The sequence below is a fragment of the Xanthomonas hydrangeae genome (assembly GCF_032697525.1).
In the GTDB taxonomy this organism is placed as follows: domain Bacteria; phylum Pseudomonadota; class Gammaproteobacteria; order Xanthomonadales; family Xanthomonadaceae; genus Xanthomonas; species Xanthomonas hydrangeae.
Genome location: NZ_CP103836.1, coordinates 726,076 through 749,898, shown reverse-complemented (window position 1 = coordinate 749,898; position 23,823 = coordinate 726,076). Strand labels below are relative to the sequence as shown.

The 23,823-nt window shown below is 64.9% G+C and carries 22 protein-coding genes; 11 read left to right on the top strand and 11 right to left on the bottom strand.

The window, feature by feature from the left end:
• Positions 1-4: 4 nt before the first annotated feature.
• Entirely contained in the window at positions 5-1,963 is a 1,959-nt protein-coding gene (locus tag NYR97_RS03055) for an acetyl-CoA hydrolase/transferase C-terminal domain-containing protein (protein ID WP_316696657.1), read from the bottom strand.
• Positions 1,964-2,117: 154 nt separating this feature from the next.
• On the opposite strand from NYR97_RS03055, the gene NYR97_RS03050 reads away from it, so the two are divergent.
• From NYR97_RS03050 to NYR97_RS03040, 3 genes are read left to right on the top strand one after another with little or no spacing between them, the layout of a single operon-like run.
• The gene (locus tag NYR97_RS03050; protein ID WP_316696655.1) at positions 2,118-2,483 is read left to right on the top strand and encodes a BlaI/MecI/CopY family transcriptional regulator; all 366 of its coding nucleotides are present in this window, start codon (positions 2,118-2,120) and stop codon (positions 2,481-2,483) included.
• Positions 2,473-3,816, top strand: coding sequence for a TonB family protein (locus tag NYR97_RS03045; RefSeq protein ID WP_316696654.1), 1,344 nt, complete (start codon positions 2,473-2,475; stop codon positions 3,814-3,816). The genes NYR97_RS03050 and NYR97_RS03045 overlap by 11 nt, the downstream gene beginning before the upstream one ends.
• Entirely contained in the window at positions 3,813-4,397 is a 585-nt protein-coding gene (locus NYR97_RS03040) for a hypothetical protein (protein ID WP_316696652.1), read from the top strand. Before NYR97_RS03045 ends, NYR97_RS03040 begins: the two co-directional genes overlap by 4 nt.
• A 53-nt stretch (positions 4,398-4,450) precedes the next feature.
• On the opposite strand, the gene modC is transcribed toward NYR97_RS03040, so the two are convergent.
• The 8 genes from modC to NYR97_RS03000 all read right to left on the bottom strand — a co-directional run bounded on the left by modC (position 4,451) and on the right by NYR97_RS03000 (position 10,516).
• On the bottom strand, positions 4,451-5,065 hold the full coding sequence (gene modC, locus NYR97_RS03035; protein WP_205393868.1) for a molybdenum ABC transporter ATP-binding protein: 615 nt from the start codon (positions 5,063-5,065) through the stop codon (positions 4,451-4,453).
• Positions 5,065-5,751 (bottom strand): molybdate ABC transporter permease subunit, encoded by a 687-nt coding sequence (gene modB, locus NYR97_RS03030; protein WP_205394776.1) that lies wholly within the window; start codon positions 5,749-5,751, stop codon positions 5,065-5,067. The genes modC and modB overlap by 1 nt, the downstream gene beginning before the upstream one ends.
• A gap of 15 nt (positions 5,752-5,766) precedes the next feature.
• The gene (gene modA / locus NYR97_RS03025) at positions 5,767-6,543 is read right to left on the bottom strand and encodes a molybdate ABC transporter substrate-binding protein (RefSeq protein WP_205393869.1); all 777 of its coding nucleotides are present in this window, start codon (positions 6,541-6,543) and stop codon (positions 5,767-5,769) included.
• A 76-nt stretch (positions 6,544-6,619) separates the two neighbouring features.
• Entirely contained in the window at positions 6,620-7,444 is an 825-nt protein-coding gene (locus tag NYR97_RS03020) for an MBL fold metallo-hydrolase (RefSeq protein ID WP_316696651.1), read from the bottom strand.
• Between the two features lie 13 nt (positions 7,445-7,457).
• Positions 7,458-8,390 carry a S1/P1 nuclease gene (locus NYR97_RS03015; RefSeq protein WP_316696650.1) on the bottom strand — a complete coding sequence of 311 codons (933 nt, stop codon included), beginning with the start codon at positions 8,388-8,390 and terminating at the stop codon, positions 7,458-7,460.
• Positions 8,362-8,976, bottom strand: a complete 615-nt coding sequence (locus NYR97_RS03010; RefSeq protein ID WP_316696649.1) for an OmpW/AlkL family protein — start codon at positions 8,974-8,976, stop codon at positions 8,362-8,364. Before NYR97_RS03010 ends, NYR97_RS03015 begins: the two co-directional genes overlap by 29 nt.
• A gap of 116 nt (positions 8,977-9,092) precedes the next feature.
• On the bottom strand, positions 9,093-9,716 hold the full coding sequence (locus NYR97_RS03005; RefSeq protein ID WP_205393873.1) for an OmpW/AlkL family protein: 624 nt from the start codon (positions 9,714-9,716) through the stop codon (positions 9,093-9,095).
• Between the two features lie 287 nt (positions 9,717-10,003).
• Positions 10,004-10,516 carry an SgcJ/EcaC family oxidoreductase gene (locus tag NYR97_RS03000; RefSeq protein WP_205393874.1) on the bottom strand — a complete coding sequence of 171 codons (513 nt, stop codon included), beginning with the start codon at positions 10,514-10,516 and terminating at the stop codon, positions 10,004-10,006.
• 577 nt (positions 10,517-11,093) lie between these two features.
• Between NYR97_RS03000 and gap the strand changes: the two genes are divergently transcribed.
• The 8 genes from gap (at position 11,094) to NYR97_RS02960 (ending at position 22,283) form a co-directional block, all read left to right on the top strand.
• On the top strand, positions 11,094-12,095 hold the full coding sequence (gene gap / locus NYR97_RS02995) for a type I glyceraldehyde-3-phosphate dehydrogenase (protein ID WP_006451409.1): 1,002 nt from the start codon (positions 11,094-11,096) through the stop codon (positions 12,093-12,095).
• Positions 12,096-12,312: 217 nt separating this feature from the next.
• A complete protein-coding gene (locus NYR97_RS02990; RefSeq protein WP_316696647.1) occupies positions 12,313-12,783 on the top strand; it encodes a hypothetical protein in 471 nt (156 codons plus the stop codon).
• Positions 12,784-12,975: 192 nt separating this feature from the next.
• Positions 12,976-15,756, top strand: coding sequence for a DUF2339 domain-containing protein (locus tag NYR97_RS02985; protein ID WP_425613032.1), 2,781 nt, complete (start codon positions 12,976-12,978; stop codon positions 15,754-15,756).
• The gene (locus NYR97_RS02980; protein ID WP_316696645.1) at positions 15,753-17,114 is read left to right on the top strand and encodes a DUF3999 domain-containing protein; all 1,362 of its coding nucleotides are present in this window, start codon (positions 15,753-15,755) and stop codon (positions 17,112-17,114) included. Before NYR97_RS02985 ends, NYR97_RS02980 begins: the two co-directional genes overlap by 4 nt.
• Positions 17,115-17,427: 313 nt before the next feature.
• Complete coding sequence (locus tag NYR97_RS02975; protein ID WP_316696644.1) at positions 17,428-18,603, top strand: phosphoglycerate kinase; 1,176 nt, start codon at positions 17,428-17,430, stop codon at positions 18,601-18,603.
• The gene (locus NYR97_RS02970; protein ID WP_316696643.1) at positions 18,600-19,253 is read left to right on the top strand and encodes an HAD family hydrolase; all 654 of its coding nucleotides are present in this window, start codon (positions 18,600-18,602) and stop codon (positions 19,251-19,253) included. The genes NYR97_RS02975 and NYR97_RS02970 overlap by 4 nt, the downstream gene beginning before the upstream one ends.
• A 208-nt stretch (positions 19,254-19,461) precedes the next feature.
• Positions 19,462-20,928: a pyruvate kinase gene (pyk, locus tag NYR97_RS02965; RefSeq protein WP_205393880.1), complete on the top strand. Its 1,467-nt coding sequence runs from the start codon at positions 19,462-19,464 to the stop codon at positions 20,926-20,928.
• A gap of 350 nt (positions 20,929-21,278) precedes the next feature.
• Entirely contained in the window at positions 21,279-22,283 is a 1,005-nt protein-coding gene (locus NYR97_RS02960; protein ID WP_316696642.1) for a class I fructose-bisphosphate aldolase, read from the top strand.
• Positions 22,284-22,532: 249 nt separating this feature from the next.
• On the opposite strand, the gene NYR97_RS02955 is transcribed toward NYR97_RS02960, so the two are convergent.
• Positions 22,533-23,072 (bottom strand): O-acetyl-ADP-ribose deacetylase, encoded by a 540-nt coding sequence (locus NYR97_RS02955; RefSeq protein WP_205393882.1) that lies wholly within the window; start codon positions 23,070-23,072, stop codon positions 22,533-22,535.
• A 208-nt stretch (positions 23,073-23,280) separates the two neighbouring features.
• On the bottom strand, positions 23,281-23,787 hold the full coding sequence (locus NYR97_RS02950; RefSeq protein WP_205393883.1) for a methyltransferase family protein: 507 nt from the start codon (positions 23,785-23,787) through the stop codon (positions 23,281-23,283).
• Positions 23,788-23,823: the final 36 nt, after the last annotated feature.

Here is a 23,823-nt window from a genome sequence, read left to right as displayed (position 1 = left end):
GCTCTCAGTGCGATCTGGTCTTGCGCAATGCATATGCCAGCAGCCGCGCCTGCATGCGCTCACCGATGCCGCGTGGCGTGTCCAATGCCATGCGTTGCAGGCAGGCAGCGTCGTTTGCATCGCGCGCATCGCGTGACAGCAGTGCGCGCCACACTGTCGTCAGTTTTGCGCTGTTGCTGGCAGTGGCGCGTTTGAGCCAGGTCAGGGCGCGTAGCACGCGTTGCTCGACTTCGGTGAAGTCGCTGCCGAGTGGGTAGTCGGGCAGGCTGCCCACTCGGCGAAACGGCGCCAATGCCTGTTCCAGCGCTTGCGGTGTATTGCGTTGTGCGCGGGCAGGCAGTGCAGGGTCGCTACGCAGCTTGCGTGATGTCTTTGCTGTGGCAAGCAATGCATCCTGAAAGCGCGCATCGCAGATGCCCGCCATCGCCAGCACGCAGTCCTGATCGGTCTGGTGACGCAGATCGGCGATGCCGTATTCGGTGATGTACAGATCGCGCAGATGGCGCGGGATGGTGGTGTGCCCATAATTCCAGCGCACATTGCTCGCTGCATGTGCTCCGGCATCGCGGGTGGCCCGCAGCATCAGCGCGCTGCGTGCCTGCGGCAAGGCATGCGCCATCGCCACGAAGTTGTATTGGCCACCGACACCGGAGACCACGCGGCCATCGTCCAGCCCATCGGACACCGCTGCACCGAGCGCGGTGGCCATCATGCAGGAGTTGAAGAAGCGTGCCTGATGGCGTTGCAAGCGCTCCAATGTTTCGTTACCGCCGTAGAGCTGATTGATCTCGCTGATGCGGCGCATGCCGATGGCATCGCGGGTCTCCGCATCCAGATCGCGCAGCCATTGGTAGAAGTCCGGTGAGCCGAGATAGAACGCGCCATGCAGAAACTCGCCTTCGCGTGCCAGCCGCGCGTGATCGGCTGCATCGGCACTGCCGTCGGCGATGCGCTGCATCAGCGGCAGATCGTCGTGCACCTTGCGGCGGATCACGCCGCAGTCCACCAGCTGCTTGAAGCCCTCATTGAGCATTTCGCTGCAACCGTACAGGCCGATCTGGAAGGGCTCCAGACCACCGCTGGCGCGCACCGCAGGATGCTGTTCCAGCTCCGGATCCAATGCATGCAGCACGCGCCGATAGGTCGCATTGTCGGTCTGTCGCAGCACCAGCGCATGGCTCAGCGCATCGGCTAACGTGCCAATGCCGATCTGCAAGGTCCCGCCATCGCGGACCAGCGTGCTGGCATACAAACCGATCGCGTAGTCGATGGTGTTCACCGGTTGCCGCGGCAAGCCGAACAGGCGCGGCGACGGGCCGGGCAGGTCGATGACCAGATCGAAGAACGCCTCGTCCACCGCTGCAGTGCCGCCGATCCACGGCAGTTGCGTATCGATTTCCGCCACCAACAGTGGACGTGGCAGGCCGAGCGCCTGCACCGCATCGAGCGTGTCCTGGGTGATGTCGTTGTTGCACGACAGCGACAACCGCATGCCGCCCGGTTCGCGCGCTACTTTCTGCACGATCAGGTTGGGCGCGCGTTGCGCCACCGCCGCGGCGGCGTGCGTGTAGTTCAGACTCGTGTAGTCGGCCTGCGCCTGGGTGGAGTGCAGCAGGCCGCCGGACTGCATGTAGAACTCTTCCACCTGCACATGCGCCGGCAATGCGTCGCGCAGCATGTCGTCGACATACGCCAAGCGCGGAAAGTCCTCACCGAAATGGCGTGCGACGAACGGCGCGGCAAAGCGTGCCTCCAGTCCCGAACCGGGTTTGGGCGGATTGAGCGACAGCGCCGTGTACAGCGCCAGCGGTCGTGATGGTGTGTCCTTGAGCTGCGCATACAGCGCGTTCAACAGCCGATGCGGCTTGCCGATGCCCAGCGGCGCACCGACGCGCAAGGGGCCTTCGATACGTTGCAGGACCCGCCGCACGGCGGAGGGCAGGTCAGTGAGGTGTTCGGTCATCCGTGCAGGGTAGCCGAGCCGATGGCCAGCCGGTTGCTTGGGCAGTTGGCGTTGCGGTTGGCCGCTGCAATCGCTGCTCGAAGCCCGAGGAGGAACAGGCTTGACAACCACTGGGTTTACACATGTAATCAGTAAAAATTACAGGTGTAATCGAATGTCGATCAGCGATGCGGAAGCGGTGGTGATGCAAGTGCTCTGGGACGGCGCTCCGCGCACGGCAGAAGAGGTGGTCGCAGCGCTGGCACAGACCGGTTGGGCCGAGCCGACCATCAAGACGCTGCTCAATCGCCTGCTCAACAAGGGCGCCATCGCCGCGCAGAAAGACGGGCGCAAATATCTCTATACCCCGCTGCTGCAACGCGAGCAGTGGGTACAGCAACAGAGCGAAGGATTGCTGCAACGGCTCTTCGGTGGGCGGGTGGCGCCATTGGTGGCGCATTTCAGCGAGCGCGGAAAGCTCAGTGCGGCCGACATCGCAGAATTGAAAAAGCTGATCAAGGAGTTGGACGATGAGCCCTGACGCACTGGTTCCGCTTCTGCTGCGCGCAACGCTTTGCACCGCGGCCGCGCTATCGATCTGTCTGCTCCTGCGGCGCCCATTGCGCAGCTGGCTTGGTGCAACGGCGGCGTACGCGATCTGGGCATGCGTTCCTCTGGCTTTGCTGGCCGCCGTGCTGCCAAGCCCGCAATCGGATGTTGCGATGTTGAAGGTGCCGCTGCTTGCTGCGATGCCGGCTCTGTCCAATGCGCATGACGGTGCTGCTGCGTGGACGACGCTGACATTGGCGGTGTGGCTGACTGGTGCCGGGCTGATGGCAGCCATGCTGTGGCGGCGGCAGTATCGTTTCGTGCGCAGCCTGGGTCCTCTGTACGCGTTGGACAATGCAGTGTGGTCGGCAACGCATGACGCCGGGCTGCCGGCATCATTGGGAATCTGGCGCCCACGTATCGTGGTGCCGTCGGATTTCACTACGCGCTATTGCGCTGCCGAACGTGCGTTGGTGCTGACGCACGAACGGCTGCATCTGCGCCGCGGCGATCTGCATGCCAATCTGCTTGCGGCCCTGATGCTCTGCATCGGTTGGTTCAACCCGCTGATGCATCTGGCCTGGCGCGCGTTCCGGCTGGATCAGGAACTGGCCTGCGATGCGGCGGTGCTGGCACGGCATCCAGGCAAGCGCCGCAGCTACGCCGCCGCAATGCTCAAGACCCAGCTGGGTGCCGGTTGCACACCGCTCGCCTGTCACTGGGCTGCAGCGCATCCGTTGACGCAACGCATTGCAGCGCTGCGCAAGCCACTGAAAGATGCCAGGCGTTCGCGCTGGAGCAGTGGGGGTGTGCTGTTGCTCGCGGTAACACTCAGTGCCGCAGCTTGGGCCATGCAGCCAGCGCGTATCGCAGCAGCGTCTTACGCCGCGCCTGCAGACAGCGATGCGGCGGGTGTCACCCGCATGCGGGAGTCGAACTATGCGGATTTCACCACGATGCAACCGCCTAAATATCCTGCACCTGCGTTGGATGGCGGTATCGAGGGTTTTGTCGAACTGCAGATGGAGGTCGATTCAGGCGGCGTACCGCAGCACATCGCCGTCGTGCGGAGCACGCCGGCCGGTGTCTTCGATCAGGCGGTGCTGGATGCAGCGCGCCAATGGCGACTGAAATTTGCGTACGCACAGGGCAAGGCCATTGCATCGAACGTGCGCGTGCCGGTGAAGTTCGAACTGGATGCGCCTGAGCAAACGACCGGGACCTCCAATACCAGCGCCAGCGCCGCACGATCGGATGCGCCAACGTCCGAGCGCCCTGCCGGTTGCGCTTTGACAGGCTGCGCGATGCAGGAGGCGCTGCGATGAGAGGTGCTCCGATCTGCGCCGTAGTCCTGGCGCTGTCGCTTGGCGCATGCGCAACGCCACGTGTGCAGGAACAGCAGCGCAGCCAGCGCGAAGATTCGGTGGACCAGCGCATGCTGAGCGCGCAGTCGGGAGGAGACGGCGATTCTTCGATCCAGCCTTATACGCTGGCGCCGACACAGCGCTTCCGCATGCCGCGCGCGCTACGCAGCGCGGCGCCGGTGCTGTCGGCCGATTCGCCACGGCAGAGCTTGCCGCCGACCACCGTGTGCGCGCATGTGATCCTGACTGCCGAAGGCGCGGTGCAGCGCGTCGATCCGATGTCCGACCGCGGCGAATGCGCGGCCGGCCTGCTGCCGGGCAACGCCGATCTGGTGCAGGCGGTGCGTACCACGGTGCAGCAATGGCAGTTCGTGCCGGCCGCGATGTGCACGTTTGCGCCTGGTGTGGCACAACCGGCCGCGCTGGACGACTGCACCGGCGCAACCGGCGAAGAACCGGTGCCGGTGACGCTGTCGTTCGCATTCACCTTTGAGGTGCGGCAGGGCAAGGTCAGCGTGCGCACCGGCAAGGTTGCCCGCTGACGCAGGCCTTGCGTCAGCGGGTAGACGCAACGCACCAGCGCTGCCGGCTGCGCTTACTCCAGTACATGCACGCTGTCGGCAATGCGCTGCACTTCGTCGGGATTGTGGCTGACGTACAACATCGGCAGACGGATCTCGTCGCGCACGCGTTGCAGGTAGGGAATCAATTCTTCGCGACGCGCCTGATCCAGCGCCGACAAGGGCTCGTCGAACAACAGAATCGCCGGTTGCGACAACAAGGCGCGGCCGATCGCCACGCGTTGCGCTTCACCACCGGACAGATTGCGCGGCCGGCGTTGTAATAACGGCGCAATCCCCAGCAATGCCACCACATCGTCGAAACCGAACGGCGCCGCGCCACGTGCATGCCGGCCGTAACGCAGATTGCGGCGCACATCCAGATGCGGAAACAGCCGCGCATCCTGAAAGACGTAGCCGATGCTGCGCTTGTGCGTAGGCAGGTTCACGCCTTGCCGGGCGTCGTACAGACACCGCCCGTCGATGCGGATATGCCCGGCCTGCGGTTGCACCAGCCCGGCGATCGCATTGAGCACGGTGGTCTTGCCGGCACCGGACGGGCCGACCAAGGCCACCACACGCGCGGCGTCCTGAATCCGGATGTGGCGTTGGAAGTTGCCGCGCTGCAATTGCAGCTCGATGTCCAGCATCAGTCTTCCTCACGCGGATGCGGCCTGCGCACCAGCCATTCGGACAGCAGCAGCGCGGCCAGCGAAATCGCCAACGCAACGCCAGCCAACCGCCACACGCCCGATTCCATGCCTGGCACCTGCATCAAGCCGTAGATGGCCGACGACAAGGTCTGGGTTTCGCCAGGGATGTTGGAGACGAAGGTGATGGTGGCGCCGAACTCGCCCAATGCCTTGGCAAAGGCCAGCACGGTGCCGGCCACCAGACCCGGCCAGGCCAGCGGCAAGGTGATGCTGAAGAACACCCGCCACGGACCGGCGCCGAGCGTGGCGGCGGCCGCTTCCAGGCGGCGGTCTGTGGCTTCGATGGACAAGCGAATGGCGCGCACCATCAACGGAAAGCCCATCACCGCGCATGCCAGCGCCGCGCCGGTCCAACGGAACGCGAACTGGACACCGAAGTAGTCCAGCAGCCAGCTACCGACCGGCCCCTGCGTGCCCAGCACCACCAGCAGCGCGTAGCCGGTCACCACCGGCGGCATCACCAAGGGCAAGTGCAGCAACGCGTCCAACAGGGCCTTGCCCGGAAAGCGGCGCCGCGCCAGCAACCAACCGCAGGCGATACCCGGCGGCAGGCTGGCGATGGCGGCAACGATCGCGACCTTGAGACTCAAGCCGATCGCGGTCAGCTCTTGCGGGGTGAACATCAACAACGGCGCGCCTCAATCGGTCAACGAAAAACCGCGGCGGGTGAAGATCGCCTTGGCCGGTTTGCTGCTCAGCCACTGCACGAACTTGACGGTGTCGGGATTGCTGCTGTTCTTCAACGCGGCGACCGGATACACGATCGCATCGTGGCTGTCGTCGGGGAACGTGGCGACCACGCGCACCTTGGGGTCGGCGCGTGCGTCAGAGCCGTACACGATGCCCAGCGGCGCCTCGCCACGCGAGACCAGCATCAGGGCTGCGCGCACGCTTTCCGACTCGGCCAGGCGGTTGCTCACCCCATCCCACTGTCCGAGTTTGCGCAGCGCTGCGGCGGCGTATTTGCCGGCCGGCACGCTGGTGGTCTGGCCAACCGCCAACCGGCCACTGTCGCCGAGCGCCTTGGCAATCGCGCCAGGTTTGCGCGGGTCCACGCGCACCTTGCTGGCGGCCGGGGCGATCAGCACCAGCGTGTTGCCGAGCAGGTTGTGGCGCTGCGCCGGCAGCACCAGGCCGCGCTGCTGCAGATAGTCCATCCATTCCAGATCGGCCGAGAAGAACACGTCTGCCGGTGCGCCTTGCTCGATCTGGCGTGCCAGTGCGGAGCTGGCGGCATACGACACGCGTACCGGCGTGCCGGTCGCCTTTTCGTAAGCGGCCGCGGCCTCGTCCATGGATTCCTTCAAGCTCGCTGCGGCAAACACCGTCACCGGTGCAGTCTGCGCAGTGGCCAGCACGGGCAGGGCGAGCATCAGCACGCAGAACGCGCGCTGCCAAAAACCGATCGTGCGCATGGGTAAGCTCCAGCAGGGTCAGAGACCGATCATAGCGGCTGCACCCCGTGCGCCGCGTGGCGACCACACTGGAACGTTACCGATCCACTCCACCACGTCGGCCAGCCTGGAGATTGGCCTGCAGCGCAGGCCGGATCAGCTTGGGCTCGGGCAAGGTGGCATCACGCGCCTGCCGCTGCGCCACAAACGTCTCGATCTCGACGCCATCGCGCACATGGAGATTGCTGCGCCGCTGTTCGCCAATGCTGGTCTGATGCGCCACAGCGCGGCCGCCCGGGCCGTAGTCGTGGCAGACGAACACACGCGTGTCTTCCGGCAGCGCATACAGGCGCTGGATCGAGGCAAACAATTGCCGCGCATCGCCACCGGGAAAATCGCAGCGCGCCGTGCCCGCGTCGGGCATGAACAACGAATCGCCGGGAAACAGCGCATCGCCGATCAGATACGCAATGCTGTCGCTGGTATGCCCGGGCACTGCGATGACGCGCGCCTGGATGCCACCGAGCTGGAAGCGTTCGTCATCGGCGAACAGGTGATCGAACTGCGAGCCATCGGCGCGGAAGTCCTCTGGCAAGGCATAACGCGGTGCCAGCGTTCGCTGCACATCCCGAATGCCTGCGCCGATGCCGATGCGCGCCTGAGGCCAGTGTTGTTTGAGCCATTGCGCGGCAGACAGGTGGTCGGCATGCGCATGGGTTTCCAGCAGCCAGTGCACCTGCCAGCCGTGTTCGGCGATGGCATCGACGATGGCCTGCGCGGCGTGCGTGCTGACCTCGCCGGTGTCGGCCGCATAGTCCAGCGCCGGATCGATCACCGCCGCTGCACCGGTTGCCGCATCGGCGACCACATAGGTGAAGGTGCCGCTGTCGGCGTGGAAGAACGCAAGGACCTCGGGCTGCATCGGCGTCTCCATCTCAGGGGGCGGCCAGCGCCGCATTGAGCACGGCCGCGAGTCGGTCGCCGGCAAGCCGCAATTGCGTCTCGGCGATCGGACGATAGGTGGCGATGTAGTTGTCCGGCAATACATGCTCGCTCGGATACACGCCCGGCGTGATCGCGATCTTGCACGACGCCTGCGCCCAGGCAGCAGCGGGCGGCGGCAGCACCGGAGACATTGCAGCGGCAGCCGGCAACGCCAGCAGACGTGGCAGATACGCATCGTCGCCGAGGTGGCTGTCGTTGAGCATGCCGCTGTCCCACAGCGCATGCAGGTTGCTGCCCTTGCCATCGACCTGCAGCTGGAACGTGTTGCCGCCCTTGTCGTGCGCGTAGCCGGCATGCATGGGCTGATGGATGTCGCCGACAAAATGCACCACGAACTTCAATGCCTGCCGCCGCACGTCCAACGGCTGGCTGCGATCGGCAAGCAACGCGGTTTGCTGCTCGAGCGCGGCGATCACGCAGTTGCCATCCGGGCAGTCGCGCGCCGGCACGTAGCCGCACTGGTGTTCGCCCAGGTTGACGTAATGCCAGGGCCCGGAGCGCTTGCCCAGATCCGGATCGTGTTCGCGCAGTTCATCGGCCCAGGTCGCGACCCCGGCCAGGCCCGGATGCGCCTCGCCTGCCAGCAATTGCGCCACCTGCGCACGCGCTTGCGGCGTCAGTTCGGTTTCTGCAACGCGCGCCACCAAGCGGTGGCCCTGCGGGCCCCAGGCGAATGCGGCGATGGGCTGAAGTGCCGCGGCAACGGCTGCGGCAAGAACGACAACATAAGGGGAGAAGGTCTTCATCCCGCAATTGTACGCATCGCTTTGGGACGGTTTGATGGCCGTCCCGGTCGCACGACGGCCACGCCTCAGCGTGGCCTCGGCAATACGATCAGAAGTACACCAGGTAGGACACGCCATAGGTCAGCGGATCGATCTTCGCCTTGCCCAGCCGCGCGCCGTTGAAGTCGACGTTGCTTTGCGAGCCGGTCCAGCGCGCATCCAGGCGCAGGCCGCTGCGCTCGTTGAAGATGAAGTCCACGCCGATATGCGCGGTGGCGCCCACCGAATCGTCGAAGCGCAGATCGCCATTGCCGAATGCCGCATCGACGTCTTCACCGAGAAAGGTGGTGTAGTTGATGCCCACACCCACGAACGGCGACACCGTGCCGTAGCCGTTGATGTGGTACTGCAACAGCACGCTCGGCGGCACCGACCAGTAGCTCCCCACCTTGCCGATCCCGTCGAGTTCCAGATCGTGCTTGCCCGACACGGCAGCATGCACCTCGATGCCGAGATTGTTGCGGATGAAGTATTCGTAGGTGAACGACAGCGCCGGTGCGCCCTTGATCTCGGCACGCGTGCCGCCGAAGGTGCCGCTGTCGGATTTGGGCGAGACATAGCCGGCACCGTAGCCGGTCGTCCAGTGGCCGGCCGACTGTGCAAGGGCGGGTGTGGCCGAAGCGGCCAGTGCGATGGCGAGGGCGGTACGGATCAGCATGCTCATGGAATCCCCGGTAGGTCGGACAGGCGGTCGACGTGACCAACCTGTCCGCAACTCCGGCGGTGGATGCACGTCCCTGGACGTCCAGTGTGCCAGAGATGCACCGCGCACGCAGTGGATCAGAACCGGTGCACGTACGCCACGCCATAGACCAGCGGGTCGATGTTGACCGTGCCGATGCGGTTGCCATCGAGGCTGGCTTCGGTGTCGATATCGATCCAACGCAGGTTCACGCGCAGGGCGCCGCGGTCGCTGAGCTTGTAGTCCACGCCTGCATGCAGGGCCAGGCCCCAGGAATCGTCCAGTTCCAGATCGCTGCCGGCCAGCGCGCCGCGGGTGTCGGTGCTGAAGAAACGGGTGTAATTGATACCCGCGCCAACGAACGGCGAGAGCTTGCCCTGGCTGTTGAAGTGGTACTGCAGCGAAATCACCGGCGGCAGATGCTTGGTGCTGCCGACGCGCCCCATGCCGCGGAGCGCGATGTCGTGCTCGAACGGCAGCGCAGCCAGAACTTCGATGCCCAGGTTGTCGGCGATGAAGTATTCCGCAGTGAAGGTCGGCTTGATGTCCTTGCCGACGTCTGCTTCGAGCGTGCCGCCGACCAGACGGCCGTTATCGGATTTGGGCGCGACCTGGTGGGCGCCGACGGCAACCGTCCAGTCGCCTTTGGATTGAGCCAATGCGGGGACGCTGGCAAAGCTGGCGGCCAGGCCGGCGAGCAGAAGGGTAGAGCGCATGCGCATAGAAATTCTCGTTGTGTGCAGAAGATGGAGTAAGTCTTGTGGGTTTGCCCGAGGGCTGCCTTGATCCTGATCAATCCGTTGGCGCCATGACCCTGTGGGTCATGCAGCGGTGTGAGCAGGAGCTGGCATTGACAGCAGCGGTGCGCGCCGTGGCGGTGATCGCACCGGCGCATCGCGTCCGAGGTGCAACGCGATGCGCCTGGCGCAGGCGGCGGCGGGGGAGGAGCGCCGACGCTTGCATGCGCGATGGAGCAGGCCGCGAGCGGATGGCTGCAGGGACCGAGCACTTACTTGACCTTGGCGACCTTGGGCGCATCCACTTCCGGCATCGCCGAGCTGTGGTGGTTGATGATCAGCCACTTGTCGTCGCGCTTTTCGTACACGAAGGTGTAGCGGGCCTGCACCTTGCTCTTCTTGCCGTCCTTGTCGGTCAGCGTGAAGGTGTAGACGCCGGCATCCACCGCGCTGTCGTCATCGAGCACACGCACGGTGCGGTAGTTGACGACGCCCTGCGGCTTCTTGGTCAGGAACATCTCGAAGTACTTTTCGATCTGCGCCCGCGAGGCGCGCACTTCGTTGGAGACGGTCGGCAGCAGCACGCCGTCCGGTGCATACAGGTCGGCAACCTTGTGCGGGTTGCCGGTGGCCAGCGCCGCGTTCCAGGTGTCGAACAGTGCAGCCACTTCGCGCGCCTCGCCATCGGCGGGCAGCGTTGCCTTTTCGGTGTAATGCATCACGCCGCCAGCCAGCGCCGGGGTGGCGGCCAGAGCCAGAACCAGAGAGAGAAGGGTGCGACGCATGGGGGATCTCCGTTGTGATTGATGGGTGCCTCAGCAGGCAGGGCCAGTATCGAAATCCACGGAGCGCCGAAATTCTGCTGTTCGGCATAGTCTTGAGTATGCTGTCTGGCGTAGTTTGGATATTTATAAGCGATTGAAAATAAATAACTTAATGAGGATTTATAGACTTCTTCAAGTTTTACCTGTTGTGCAGACAATTGTTCGTTGCGCCGAGCGTCGGGCGCTGAGCACCGCGCGGATGCCCGTTTGAGAGCGATACGCCGTTGCCCTCTGTAGGGCACAGGCTATTGCCGAGCCCGCTGCCAGCGCGGTGCATGCAGGCCCTGGATCAGCAGGTCTGTCCTTGCATGTGGTGCCGTGCATCGCGCATGCAGCGAGCGCAGGTATCCAGGGCCGGCGCTGCGTCTACCGGCAGTGGTTAGGGGATGATTGCAATGGGTGCGGCTGCACCTGGCCACAACGTCCTTGCACGCGGTACTGCGCAGCATTCAAGCGCACGGCTGCGCGAGTGCGACGCTGCTAGAATGGCCGTCCCTTTCCATCCGCCGCGCTGTCGCGGCCGCAGGAGCTAGTGAACATGGCAATCAAGGTTGGCATCAACGGATTCGGTCGCATCGGCCGCAACGTGCTGCGCTCTGCGGTGCAGAACTTCGGCAATGACATCGAGATCGTGGCCATCAATGACCTGCTCGAGCCCGACTATCTGGCCTACATGCTGCAATACGACTCGGTGCATGGCCGCTTCAAGGCCGATGTATCGGTCGACGGCAACACGCTGATCGTCAACGGCAACAAGATCCGTCTGACCCAGGAACGCGACCCGGCCAACCTCAAGTGGGATGCGGTCGGCGCCGAGGTGGTGATCGAATCCACCGGCCTGTTCCTGACCAAGGAAACCGCCCAGAAGCACATCGACGCGGGCGCCAAGAAGGTGATCCTGTCTGCACCGTCCAAGGACGACACGCCGATGTTCGTGTTCGGCGTCAACGACAAGACCTACAAGGGCGAGGCGATCGTCTCCAACGCTTCGTGCACCACCAACTGCCTGGCGCCGTTGGCCAAGGTGATCAACGACAAGTGGGGCATCAAGCGCGGCCTGATGACCACCGTGCACGCGGCCACTGCAACGCAGAAGACCGTGGACGGCCCGTCTAACAAGGATTGGCGCGGTGGGCGCGGCATCCTGGAGAACATCATCCCGTCCTCCACCGGCGCTGCCAAGGCCGTCGGCGTGGTGATTCCGGAGCTCAACAAGAAGCTCACCGGCATGAGCTTCCGCGTGCCGACCTCCGACGTCTCGGTGGTCGACCTCACCGTCGAGCTGGAAAAGCCGGCCACCTACGCCGAGATCTGTGCCGAAGTGAAGGCGCAGAGCGAAGGCGCCCTGAAGGGCGTGCTGGGTTACACCGAAGACAAGGTGGTGGCCACCGATTTTCGCGGCGAGACCTGCACCTCGGTGTTCGACGCCGACGCAGGCATCGCGCTGGATTCCACCTTCGTCAAGCTGGTGTCCTGGTACGACAACGAGTGGGGCTACTCCAACAAGTGCCTGGAAATGGTGCGGGTTGTGGCGAAGTAAATCGCGCGCTTAGGCGACGCGTTGAAGGCCCCGGCATGCCGGGGCCTTTCGTTTTTTGTCTGTCGGAATGTGATGTGGACATGCGCCGTCACCGCTTCGTCGCCAGTACAGGATGTGGACTTTGAGAGGCTCACGTGCGCTAATTTGCGTGCACGGCGGCCGTTCCCGTGTCGTGTACGAAGGATCGGGGAACTCCATGGATCGAGAGAACATAACGATGAATAAATTTCTGGCGGGCGCATTGGCGCTCGGTGTGGTGATTGCGTTTTCGGCTCCGTCGAACAGCTGGGCGGCGAAAAAGCAGACCGGTACGCCGGCCTGGATGAATGCCGATGGTGAAGTGATCAAGTCGTCCGATGTCGAGGCGGGCTACGGCGAGACGGTCAAGGGCGTCAACGATTACGAGGGCGAGATCACCGGCAAGCCGGCGCCGGACAGCAAGTTCACCCAGTTGAAGATCGGCATGCCGATGAAGCAGGTGACCGATCTGATCGGGCAGCCGGACGACCAGGGTTCCTATGTGACTGGCAAGGCGTTCATTCCGTTCTTCTTCGGTGGGGACCGTTACCGGTACGAGATGGCCTACAAGGGCCAGGGCCGTCTGGTGTTTGCCGGCAAGTCGATGGGTACCGGCGGCAACCTGGTCTGGATCATCCATAACAAGAACGACAGCGGCTACCGCGAATAAGTTTGAAACGCCCGGTTCTCCGGGCGTTTTTTTTGGGCGCGCTTGCGCACGTGCAGCCATTGCGTCCCGGAGCTGCTGACGTCATCGCGTTGCAGGGCTTTCCCACCGGCTTGGCTGCCCAGACGCGTCCTGAGCCTGTATGGTTCGCGCATTCGGCCGGATGCCGACTCAGGGGTTGCTGCGTTGGAAACGATGATCGGGTTGGTAGTGCTGTTTCTGCTTGCGTTGCCGGTGGGTTTAGTGATCGCGCTGGTGTGGATCGCCGGGCTACGGCGGCGCGTGGATTCACTGGAGCAGCGGCTTGCGCAGTGGCAGGCCAGCGGGGCGGGGGCCGCGGATGCGGCGGCGGTGCATTCGCCAACGCCAACGCCTTTCAGGGCGTGGGAGCCGCAGCAAGACGCATCCGACGTCGGTGTGTCTACATTTGGCGAGCCCGACTCGCCTCGCGCAGCAGACCTGCCAGCTGCGCCAGCGCCTGTCGTGTCGATGCCGGTGACGATGCCGCCATCATTGCCCGCCGATGCTTTCGCTTCTTCTGCAGCACTTAGCGCTGGCGATGCGCCGACTTCGTCCACTGCGCCTGCGCAGCCACAGCCACAGCCACAGCAGCAACCGCAATACATCCCGTCCGAACCCGGCCCGATCGCGCGCGCAGCCAGCGCAGTGAAGCGCTGGTTCACCGAAGGCAATGTGCCGGTCAAGGTCGGCATGCTGGTGTTGTTGGCCGGTGTGGCGTCGTTGTTGAAGTACGCCAGCGACCAGGGCTGGATGCGCATGCCGGTCGAGCTGCGGCTGGCCGGCATCAGTGTGCTGGCGCTCGCCGGCCTGGTGTTCGGCTGGAAGCAACGACTGCAGCGGCCGGGCTTTGCGTTGGCATTGCAGGGCGGCGCCATCGGCGGGTTGTTGTTGACCGTGTTTGCGGCCTTCAAGTTGTATGGATTGCTCGGCGCCGGCCTGGCGATGGGTATCAGCGTGGTGCTGATTGCCGGCATGTGTGTGCTGGCGGTGGTGCAGGATTCGCGCACGCTCGCGGTACTCGGTGTGTTGGCCGGCTTCCTCGCGCCGATCTGGCTATCCACCGGCAGCGGCAATCATGTTGCGCTGTTCTCGTATTACGCCGTGCTCAACGCCGGCATCGTGGCGATCGCCTGGACGCGTCCGTGGCGGGTGCTGAACCTGCTCGGATTCGCCTTTACCTTCGGCATCGGCACGCTATGGGGCGCGCTGCAATACAGCCCGGCAAAATTCGCCAGTACCGAGCCGTTCCTGCTGCTGTTCTTCGCCATGTATGTGGCGATTCCAGTGCTGCATGCGCGTCGCGGCGATGGCAGTGCAGGCAAGGTCATCGACGGCAGCCTGTTGTTCGGCACGCCACTGGTGGCGTTCGCGTTGCAGGCGCGTCTGCTGGAAGGCGATCGGTTGCCGCTGGCGTTGTGCGCGCTGGCGGTGGCGGTGCTGTATGCAGGTCTGGCGCGCTGGCTGCTGCGCCGCGCCTCCACGCGCTTGCTGGGCCAAGCGCACGCGATGCTGGCGGTGGGCTTTGCAACGCTGGCGGTGCCGTTGGCGTTGTCGGCGCGTGCCACCGCCAGCGTGTTCGCGCTCGAAGGTGTGGGCTTGTTGTGGCTGGGCTTGCGGCAGCAGCGACGCATCTCGCAGTTCAGCGGTGTGGCGCTGCAGTTGTTTGCGGCGGTCGGCGTCGCCTTCGGCGTGGATGCGTGGCGTTACGACATGGTGGCCATTGCCAATGCCACCTGCATGAGCACCTTGCTGCTTGCCATTGCCGGCTGCGCCAGTGCCTGGTTCCTGCGCGATGCAGGGCATCCACGGCGTGCACTGGTTGCGTATCTGTGGGGGCTGGGCTGGTGGGCGTTCTGCGGTGTGCACGAGATCTTCAGTTTTGCTGGCGATCTGCGCAGCGAACCGGATCTGCTGCTGGGCTTTGTGGCGCTCACGGTATGGATGGCTGCCGAGGTGCATCGGCATCGCCCCGCAACGGCGTTGGTGTGGACGGTGATGTCCGGGCTGACGCTGGCCGTGCCGCTGGCGCTGTGGCAGAGCCATGCGCATACTCAGCCGTTCGCACATTGGGGCGCGTTGGCGTGGTTGGCGTTTGCGTTGGCCGGTGCGCGTGCACTGTGGTGCTTGCGCATGCAGCACGGTGCCGGCGCTGTGGCCGCGCAGTTCATCTGGTGGTTGCTGTGGCCGTTGGTGGTGTCGTTGGGCGCAGCCTGGTTGGCCGATGCCTTCGTGCTCGCCAATGGTTGGCGTTGCGCATTGCTCGCCGCGCCCTGGCTTGCCGTGGCGGCCGTGGGTCTGCTGCGCTGGCCGTGGCTGGCGTGGCCGCAGGGCGCAAGCTTCGATCCTGCGCGCAATGCCTTGCTGAGCTGTGTGTTTGCAGTGCTGGGCATCGGTTGGTTGATCGTGTTGCTGGATCCGGTGAGCGCCGCGCCATTGCCTTGGCTGCCCGTGCTCAACCCGGCCGAGCTGGCGCAACTGGCCGTGCTGGCCTTGCTGGCGCGTTGGGCATGGTCTGCGCAAGCGCCGCTAGCCTTGCAACGTTGGCGGGTGACTGCGCTGGGCGTGCTGGGCTGGGTGTCGATCACCGGCAGCACCTTGCACAGCGTGCATCACTGGGGCCGCGTGGCGTGGGATGCGTCCTTGATCAACGCCACCTTGTCGCAGACCAGCCTGACCATCGTGTGGAGCGTGCTGGGCGTGCTGGGCTGGGTGGTCGGCTCGCGTCGCGGTCAACGCGGCCTGTGGCTGGGTGGGGCGTTGCTGATGGGTCTGGTATTGGCCAAGCTGGTCCTGGTGGATCGCCAGCATCTGGGCAATCTGCTCGGCATCGGCTCGTTCATGGCCTATGGCCTGTTGTGCACCGTGGTGGGCTATCTGGCACCGGCGCCGCCGCGCCAGGCGGCCGCGGAAGAACCTGCTGTCGCAGACGATGGCGTCGAAAAGGATCAGGCATGAAAGCGAGGCAATGGGGATGGCTGCTGCTGGTGCCGCTGATGGCGCAGGCGGCCGATGTGCGCCAGGACTATCGTCAGCAATGGCCGTTGCAGGTGGCCGGCTCGGATGCCGGCATGTATCAGCTGAGCTTGAACGATGCGCTCTATCGCAGCGCAGACGACGCAGCGCTGCGCGATGTCACCGTGATCGATGCGCGTGGCGAAGAGGTGCCAACTGCATTACTCGCCGTGGACGCAGCGCCAGCCGTCGCGCCACGCCGGCAGCGCTTGCCGTTGTTTGCGCTACCGGCGGGTGCGGCGCCTGCCAACGGCGATCTGCAGCTGATCGCCGAGCGCGATGCCAGTGGTGCGGTGCGCCGGTTGGAAGGCCGCTTTGCGACCGGCACATCGGCGGCAGCGGGCGCCGGCGGCAGCTGGCTGATCGATGCCAGCGCATTGCGCGATCGTGCGCGCGCGCTGTGGCTGGACTGGGACGGCAACATGCCGGTGCAGGCCCAACTGCGCGTGGAAGGCAGCGACGATCTGCGCGATTGGCGCGTGCTCGCCTCCGACGCCACCGTGATGGCGTTGGACAATCGGGCACAGCGTCTGCAGCAACGGCGCATCGCATTGGACAAGGGCGCTCGTTATCTACGCATCGTGCCGGTCTCGGGCGAGCTGCCGGCCTTGCGTGTGGTCGATGCGGAGCTGGACGGCATCGCAGCACCTGCACACTCGGAATGGCTGGAGCTGCCGGGCACTGCGCAGGACGCAGCCGTGGTCTACGTCCTGCCGGGGCGCTTCCCGATCACCCAGATCGATGTCGGCGGCGGTCAGGCCGAAGCGGTCGAATGGATCGTGGAAAGCCGCGATGCCAACGATGCGCCGTGGCAGCGCCGGGCCGGGCCGTGGTTGGCCTATCGCCTGGGCAATGGCGCGGCGGCCGCCTCGCCGCCGCAAGTGCTGTCCGCCCCGGTGCGCGATCGCCAATGGCGGCTGCTCGCCGCGCAAGGGCGCAGCACCGCAGTGCCGACCCTGCGGGTGGGCTACCAGCCGGAGCGGGTGATGTTTCTCGCGCAGGGCCAGCCGCCATACGCAGTGGTTGCCGGCAGCGCGCGCGTGCAACGCGGTGAAGCGCCGCTGGCCTCGATGCTGCAGGCGCTACGTCGCGAACGCGGTGCGCAGTGGCAACCGGCCCAGGCCAGCGTCGCCGCGCAGGCACAGCCGCTGGCTGGCGATGCAGCATTGCAGCCGGCCACCACGCCGCGCGACTGGAAGCGCTGGTTGCTCTGGGGCCTGCTGGTCGGCGGCGCCTTGCTGGTCGGCGGTTTCGCAGTGAGTCTGCAGCGTAGCTCGGCGGCCAATCGCAACGCCGGATAGCGACGCGCGCCGCACGGCGGTTTGCCGCTGCGGCGCGAAGGTCCGACAATGGGCGTCCCCCGTCGCCAAGGCAGCCGCATTGCCCGTCGTCTTCGACCGACCATCTCCCGCGTCGCCAGCCCTGTTGGCAGCGACATGCGTGACAGGCAACGCGCAATCCCGGCGATCTGCACGGGGACGCAACGGCAGCGCGCAACGGCTACCCAAAGCCACCTACCTGCGCAGCGCGCAGACGTCAGCGCTCTGCGCACTGGCGGCTTCTTCGATTCCCCATTCCCGATTCTCCATTCCCCAGACCTAGCGAGCTGACCCCATGTCCATCGTCCGCATGACCGACCTCGATCTCTCCGGCAAGCGCGTGCTGATCCGCCAGGATCTCAACGTGCCGATCGACAACGGCCAGATCACCTCCGAGCAGCGCATCACCGCCTCGGTGCCCACCATCAAGCTGGCGCTGGAAAAGGGCGCTGCAGTGATGGTGACTTCGCACCTGGGCCGCCCCAAGGAAGGCAGCTGGACCGAAGAAGATTCGCTGGCACCGGTGGCCGCGCGCTTGAGCGCGCTGCTGGGCGTGGACGTGCCGCTGGTGCGTGACTGGATCGACGGGGTCGAGGTGGCGCCGGGCCAAGTGGTGCTGCTGGAAAACTGCCGCATGAATATCGGCGAGGGCAAGGACGACGAGACCCTGTCGCGCAAGTACGCCGCGCTGTGCGATGTGTTCGTCATGGACGCCTTCGGCACCGCCCATCGCGCGCAGGCCTCCACGCATGGGGTGATCCGTTTTGCCCCGGTGGCCGCAGGCGGCCCGCTGCTGATGGCCGAGCTCGATGCACTGGCCAAGGCACTGGACAACCCGGCCAAGCCGCTGCTGGCGATCGTGGCCGGCAGCAAGGTCTCCACCAAGCTTGAGCTGCTGTCCAACCTGGTCAACAAGGTCGACCAGCTGATCGTCGGTGGCGGCATCGCCAACACCTTCATCGCCGCAGCCGGGCACGACGTGGGCAAGTCCTTGAGCGAGCCGGACCTGATCCCCACCGCCAACCAGATCGTGGCCGATGCGAAGCTGCGCGGCGCGGAGATTCCGTTGCCCACCGATGTGGTGGTCGCCAAGCAGTTCCTGCCCGATGCGCAGGCCACCGTGAAGTCGCTCGATGCCGTGGAGGCCGACGATCTGATTCTGGATATCGGTCCGCAGACCGCCAAGCGCTACGCCGAGCTGATCGCCAGCGCCGGCACCGTGGTGTGGAACGGGCCGGTTGGCGTGTTCGAATTCGAGCCCTTCAGCCACGGCACCGAAACCCTGGCGCGTGCGATCGCCAGTTCCAAGGCATTCTCGATTGCCGGCGGTGGCGACACCCTGGCTGCCGTGGACAAGTACGACATCGCCAAGGACGTCACCTACATCTCCACCGGCGGTGGTGCGTTCCTGGAATTCCTGGAAGGCAAGACCCTGCCGGCGGTGGCCGCACTCGAGGCGCGCGGCAAGTGAGCGCAGCCACGCTGTTCTTCGATCTGGATGGCACCCTGGTCGATTCGGAGCCGGGCATCGTCGCCAGCATCGTGCATGCCTTGGACGAGGTGGGCCAAACGCGTCCGTCGCCGCAGACCCTGCGCGCCTGGATCGGCCCGCCGCTGCGCGACAGTTTCACCGAGTGCTTTCCGGATGACCCTGAGCTGGTGCAGCGCACCTTGGCCGCCTACCGCGCGCGTTACGACGCGGTGGGCTGGACCGAACTGAGCGTGTTCGACGGTATCGGTGAGGTCGTCATCGAGCTGCAGCGCGCCGGCCATCGCCTGGCGGTCGTGACCTCGAAGAACGAGCGCTACGCGCGCCGTATCGTCGAGCATCTGCCCTTCGGTGCATGCTTCGAGAACGTGATCGGCGCCAGCGAAGACGGCGAACGTCGCTTCAAGCCGGACCTGATCGCCGAAGCATTGCGCCGTTTGCAGATCGAAAAAACCGGCTGCGTGATGATCGGCGACCGCCGCATGGATATCGATGGCGCCACTCACCACGGCATCCACAGCATCGGTGTGTTGTGGGGCTTCGGCGACGAAGCCGAACTGCGCGCCGCCGGTGCCGGTGCAATCGCACACAACCCGGCCGAGTTGCGTGCATTGATCGACGCAAATCGTTGACGCTTGAAAAGTCTGTTCTTCACCGCCGCCGCGTTAGGGTGGCAGCCCACAGTTTCAGCCCGCAGCGCGTCAGCGTGGTGCGGAAAGTGTACGTACTGTCCCGCACTGTCTATAGGACATGCCGGAATGCGAGGGTGGCTATGCCGCAATGCCATCCTCGGTAGGTGACGCGTGTGTTAAGTTTCGCGGCTTTTACAGGGAGGCCATCATGAAAGAACGTCAACGCCGCACCAAGATCCTCGCAACGCTCGGACCGGCCACGGATCCGCCCGGTGTGCTGGACGCTTTGTTCAAGGCGGGCGTCAACGTGGTGCGCCTCAATTTCAGCCACGGCGATCCGTCCGGCCAGGCCAAGCGTGCGGCCGAAGTCCGCGCCGCTGCGGTACGTGTCGGTGCCGAGGTCGGCATCCTGGCCGATCTGCCCGGCCCGAAGATCCGCGTCGAACGCTTCGCCGAAGGCAAGATCAAGCTGACCACCGGCGAGCGTTTCGACCTGGTGGCCGATCCCAATGCGCCTGCGGGCGACCAGCACCAGGTCGGCGTCAGCTACCTGGGCCTGCCGCAGGACGTGGCCGCGGGCGATGTGCTGCTGCTCGACGATGGTCTGGTGCAGTTGCAGGTGACCGAGGTACAGGGTCAGCGCATCGTCACCACCGTGCTCAACGATGGCGTGCTGTCCGATCGCAAGGGCTTGAACAAGCAGGGCGGCGGCCTGTCGCTGGGCGCGCTGACCGAGCGCGACAAGGAGCTGATCGGCATCGTCGCCAAGATCGGCGTGGACTTCATCGCGGTGTCGTTCTGCCGCAATGCCGAAGACATGAACGATGCACGGCGCATCGCGCGTCAGCACGGCTGCGATGCCGCGCTGGTGTCCAAGATCGAGCGCACCGAAGCCATCGAGAACCTGGTCGAGATCGTCGAAGCCTCCGACGTGGTGATGGTGGCGCGCGGTGATCTGGGCGTGGAAATCGGCGATGCCGAATTGCCGGGCCTGCAGAAGAAGATCATCCGCGAATCGCTGGCGCAGAACAAAGTGGTCATCACCGCCACGCAGATGCTGCAGTCGATGGTGGAAAGCCCGATCCCCACCCGCGCCGAAGTGCTGGACGTTGCCAATGCGGTCATCGACGGTACCGACGCGGTGATGCTCTCGGCCGAAACTGCGGCCGGTGCCTATCCGGTGCGTGCGGTGGAAGCGATGGCGCGCATCTGTCTGGGTGCCGAGCGCCAGTTCGAATTCGATACCGACTTCGAAGCCGCGCAACGCAACCTGCAGCGCGCCGACCAGGCGATCGCGATGGCGACCATGTTCCTGTCCGAGCACATCGGTCTGGCCGGTGTGGTCGCGTTGACCGAATCCGGCGGCACGCCGCGGTACCTGTCGCGCTTCCGCTCCAACATGCCGATCTACGCGTTCACCCGTCACGATGGCGCGCGCCGCCACATGGCGATGATGCGCGGCGTGTTTCCGATCAGCTTCGACAGCCGTGGCCTGACCCCGCGCGAAGCCGCACGTGCGGCGATCCGTCTGCTGGTGGAGAACGAGCGCATGGGGCCTGGCGACCGCGTGGTATTCACCAGCGGCGAGCATATGGAAACCCACGGCGCCACCAACACCTTGCGCCTGCTGGAAGTGGGCGAAGACGGCCGCGCCAGCGGACTGGGCGAGCTGTAGTCACGGCTGTTTTGTGATGGCATGGCGCGCGTGCGAAACGCGCGCTGTGTGGTGATCGCGAGGACAAACACAACGGCGGCCTGTGGGTCGCCGTTGTGCTGTGTGGCATGTCCGGGTGAGGTTTGTTGCGGAACGTTTGCGCACGCAAGATGCCAGACAAGACCAGTGCGCGCCTCCGCCCGATGCGCGGCCACCGGCATCGTCGGCATGCGTGCACATCGCGATGCGCGCCGCGCCACACATCCTGTCATGCAGGACACGTGTAATCGGTTGCAGACATTCCGTGAAGGAATGTCTGCGACTTTCGTCGCTATACTTTCGTTCTCCCCCGCAGCTGCCACAGGAACTACATGAGCATCGAACAGCTTGCCGAAACCGCCCAGGCCATGGTCGCCCCGGGCAAGGGCATCATCGCCATCGACGAATCGACCAGCACGATCGCCAAGCGCTTTGCCAGCGTCGGCATCGAGAACATCGAAGAAAACCGTCGCGCCTATCGCGAACTGCTGCTGACCACGCCCAAGCTGAGCGACTACATCTCCGGCGCCATCCTGTTCGACGAGACCATCCGTCAGAAGACCAAGGACGGCGTGCCGTTCGCCGAGTACATGACCGCCCACGGCATCATCCCGGGCATCAAGGTCGACAAGGGCGCGCAGCCGCTGGCCGGCATGCCGGGCGAGCTGGTCACCGAAGGTCTGGACGGTCTGCGTGCACGGCTTGAGGAGTACTACACGCTGGGGGCGCGTTTCGCCAAGTGGCGTGCGGTCATCAACATCGGCGAAGACATTCCGTCCGGCACCTGCATCGAGGCCAATTCGCATGCGCTCGCGCGTTACGCCGCGCTGTGCCAGGAGCAGGGCCTGGTGCCGATGGTCGAGCCGGAAGTGATCATGGACGGCAGCCACGACATCGAGACCTGCTACGAAGTCACCGAAGCCACGCTGCGTTCGCTGTTCGGCGCACTGTATGAGCAGAATGTCGTGCTCGAAGGCACCATCCTGAAGGCCTCGATGGTCATCTCCGGCAAGGGCTGCGAAGAGCAGGCCGGCATCGAAGAAGTGGCCGAGTCCACCGTGATGTGCCTGAAGTCGACCGTGCCGGCGATCCTGCCGGGCATCGTGTTCCTGTCCGGCGGCCAGAGCGACGAGCAGTCCACCGCGCACCTCAACGAGATGCACCAGCTCGTCAATCTGCCGTGGCCGCTGAGCTTCTCCTACGGTCGCGCGATGCAGCAGGCCGCACTGAAGCTGTGGGCCAAGGACATGACCGGCAACTTCGCCAAGGCGCAGCAGATCATCTATGAGCGCGCCAAGGAAAACGGTCTGGCCGCGCTGGGCAAGTGGAAGGGTTGATCGGTTGATGACGGCTGCAAGACCGTCGCATCGATAAGACGAAAAAACGCCGGCAGCAATGCCGGCGTTTTTGTTTGCCCCGATCAAGAGCGACAGCGCTGACCGGGCGCGATTCCGGGCCCCACCTTCATACGGCACTGAAGTCGTTGAAAGACTGTCGGCGGCAGTGATGGCACTGCACGTCAGTCGCCTTGCCAAAACACAACGAGCGCCTCGCGGCGCTCGTCACTTCAACCTTTGCATCGCGCCTCAGGCGGCCGCAGTTTCCTGGGCGGCCAATGCCTGCTGGTACGCCTTGAAGGTCGCCTCGTTATAAGCCACCAGCACAATGTGCTTGGGCACCTTGTGCGAGCGCTGCCAATCGCGCGTTTCGGTCACGGCGATGCGCGCGGCCTGATACAACGGGTATCCATAGATGCCGCAACTGATCGCCGGAAAGGCGATCGAATGCAGCATCATCTGCTCGGCAAGTTTCAGCGACTGCCAGTAGCAATTGGCGAGTTGTTCCGGCTCGTTGTGCTTGCCGTCGCGCCAGACCGGGCCGACGGTGTGGAACACATGGCGTGCCTTCAGATCGAAGCCGTCGGTGATGCGGATTTCGCCGGTCGGGCAGCGCACGCCCGGGCGCACTTGCGGCAACGCTTCGCAGGCTTCCAGCAAACGCGGGCCGGCGGCACGATGGATGGCCCCATCGACGCCGCTACCGCCCAACAACGATTCGTTGGCGGCGTTGACGATGACGTCAACGTCGAGTTCGGTGATGTCGCCTTGCCAGACTTCGATCTTCATAGCGCGATAGTTAAGGGATTTGCATGAGGAACGCGTGATGGGGCGCGCGTTGCGGAATGGGCACGCTATCGCCCATTCATCTCATCTGTTGCGACCACCCGGCGCGTGTACGTCGATGCCGCGCGTCGATCGCATGCGGCGGCGGTGCGAAGGTGCCGTTGCGATCGCTCGGATCAATCGCAACGCAGATGTCACCGGCGATCGAGAATTACAGCCAGCGCCGCACGCGCGCGCAATAGGCGCTGTAATGGCGGCCGAATTCACTGCGCAGACGCGCTTCTTCGAACGGGATGACGTAGCGCTGCAAGGCCAGCCATGGCAGCGGCAGCAACGCAACCGCCCACAGCAGCCCCAGCTGCAGACATAGGCCGATGTAGCTCAGCACCAGCGCCAGATACATCGGGTTGCGGGTGAAGCGATACGGGCCGTCCAGCACCAGCCGCGAGGGATGACCGCTGGGCATGATGGTGGTGCGCTGGCGCGCGAACAGGATGAAGCAGCTCACCGCCAGCGCCAGCCCGAGACCGGCGATGCCGCCGCCGGCCAGTTCGATCCACGCCAACAGGGGGGGCGCAGGCACTGGCAGATCCAACGCGCTTTGCAGCCAGGCACCCAGGCCCAGTGCCAGCGCGAAGTGAGCAGGCGAGGTGATCTTGACCAGCCATGGCGCCCGCGAGGTGCGGGTGTCGCTGTGTCCGTACGGCCGGTTGTTCACCACGTTTCTCCCTGCATCACGGCCGCCATCCTAACG

What these genes read in the sequence shown, in the direction of transcription:
- NYR97_RS02960 (WP_316696642.1), top strand. Translation starts at nt 21,279, where the DNA reads ATGAGCATCGAACAGCTTGCCGAAACCGCCCAGGCCATGGTCGCCCCG.
- modA (WP_205393869.1), bottom strand. Translation starts at nt 6,543, where the DNA reads ATGCGCACGATCGGTTTTTGGCAGCGCGCGTTCTGCGTGCTGATGCTC.
- NYR97_RS03045 (WP_316696654.1), top strand. Translation starts at nt 2,473, where the DNA reads ATGAGCCCTGACGCACTGGTTCCGCTTCTGCTGCGCGCAACGCTTTGC.
- NYR97_RS02990 (WP_316696647.1), top strand. Translation starts at nt 12,313, where the DNA reads ATGAATAAATTTCTGGCGGGCGCATTGGCGCTCGGTGTGGTGATTGCG.
- NYR97_RS03010 (WP_316696649.1), bottom strand. Translation starts at nt 8,976, where the DNA reads ATGAGCATGCTGATCCGTACCGCCCTCGCCATCGCACTGGCCGCTTCG.
- NYR97_RS02975 (WP_316696644.1), top strand. Translation starts at nt 17,428, where the DNA reads ATGTCCATCGTCCGCATGACCGACCTCGATCTCTCCGGCAAGCGCGTG.
- pyk (WP_205393880.1), top strand. Translation starts at nt 19,462, where the DNA reads ATGAAAGAACGTCAACGCCGCACCAAGATCCTCGCAACGCTCGGACCG.
- NYR97_RS03050 (WP_316696655.1), top strand. Translation starts at nt 2,118, where the DNA reads ATGTCGATCAGCGATGCGGAAGCGGTGGTGATGCAAGTGCTCTGGGAC.
- NYR97_RS03020 (WP_316696651.1), bottom strand. Translation starts at nt 7,444, where the DNA reads ATGCAGCCCGAGGTCCTTGCGTTCTTCCACGCCGACAGCGGCACCTTC.
- NYR97_RS02955 (WP_205393882.1), bottom strand. Translation starts at nt 23,072, where the DNA reads ATGAAGATCGAAGTCTGGCAAGGCGACATCACCGAACTCGACGTTGAC.
- modC (WP_205393868.1), bottom strand. Translation starts at nt 5,065, where the DNA reads ATGCTGGACATCGAGCTGCAATTGCAGCGCGGCAACTTCCAACGCCAC.
- modB (WP_205394776.1), bottom strand. Translation starts at nt 5,751, where the DNA reads ATGTTCACCCCGCAAGAGCTGACCGCGATCGGCTTGAGTCTCAAGGTC.
- NYR97_RS02980 (WP_316696645.1), top strand. Translation starts at nt 15,753, where the DNA reads ATGAAAGCGAGGCAATGGGGATGGCTGCTGCTGGTGCCGCTGATGGCG.
- gap (WP_006451409.1), top strand. Translation starts at nt 11,094, where the DNA reads ATGGCAATCAAGGTTGGCATCAACGGATTCGGTCGCATCGGCCGCAAC.
- NYR97_RS03000 (WP_205393874.1), bottom strand. Translation starts at nt 10,516, where the DNA reads ATGCGTCGCACCCTTCTCTCTCTGGTTCTGGCTCTGGCCGCCACCCCG.
- NYR97_RS03005 (WP_205393873.1), bottom strand. Translation starts at nt 9,716, where the DNA reads ATGCGCATGCGCTCTACCCTTCTGCTCGCCGGCCTGGCCGCCAGCTTT.
- NYR97_RS03015 (WP_316696650.1), bottom strand. Translation starts at nt 8,390, where the DNA reads ATGGCGTGTCCTACCTGGTGTACTTCTGATCGTATTGCCGAGGCCACG.
- NYR97_RS03040 (WP_316696652.1), top strand. Translation starts at nt 3,813, where the DNA reads ATGAGAGGTGCTCCGATCTGCGCCGTAGTCCTGGCGCTGTCGCTTGGC.
- NYR97_RS02985 (WP_425613032.1), top strand. Translation starts at nt 12,976, where the DNA reads ATGATCGGGTTGGTAGTGCTGTTTCTGCTTGCGTTGCCGGTGGGTTTA.
- NYR97_RS03055 (WP_316696657.1), bottom strand. Translation starts at nt 1,963, where the DNA reads ATGACCGAACACCTCACTGACCTGCCCTCCGCCGTGCGGCGGGTCCTG.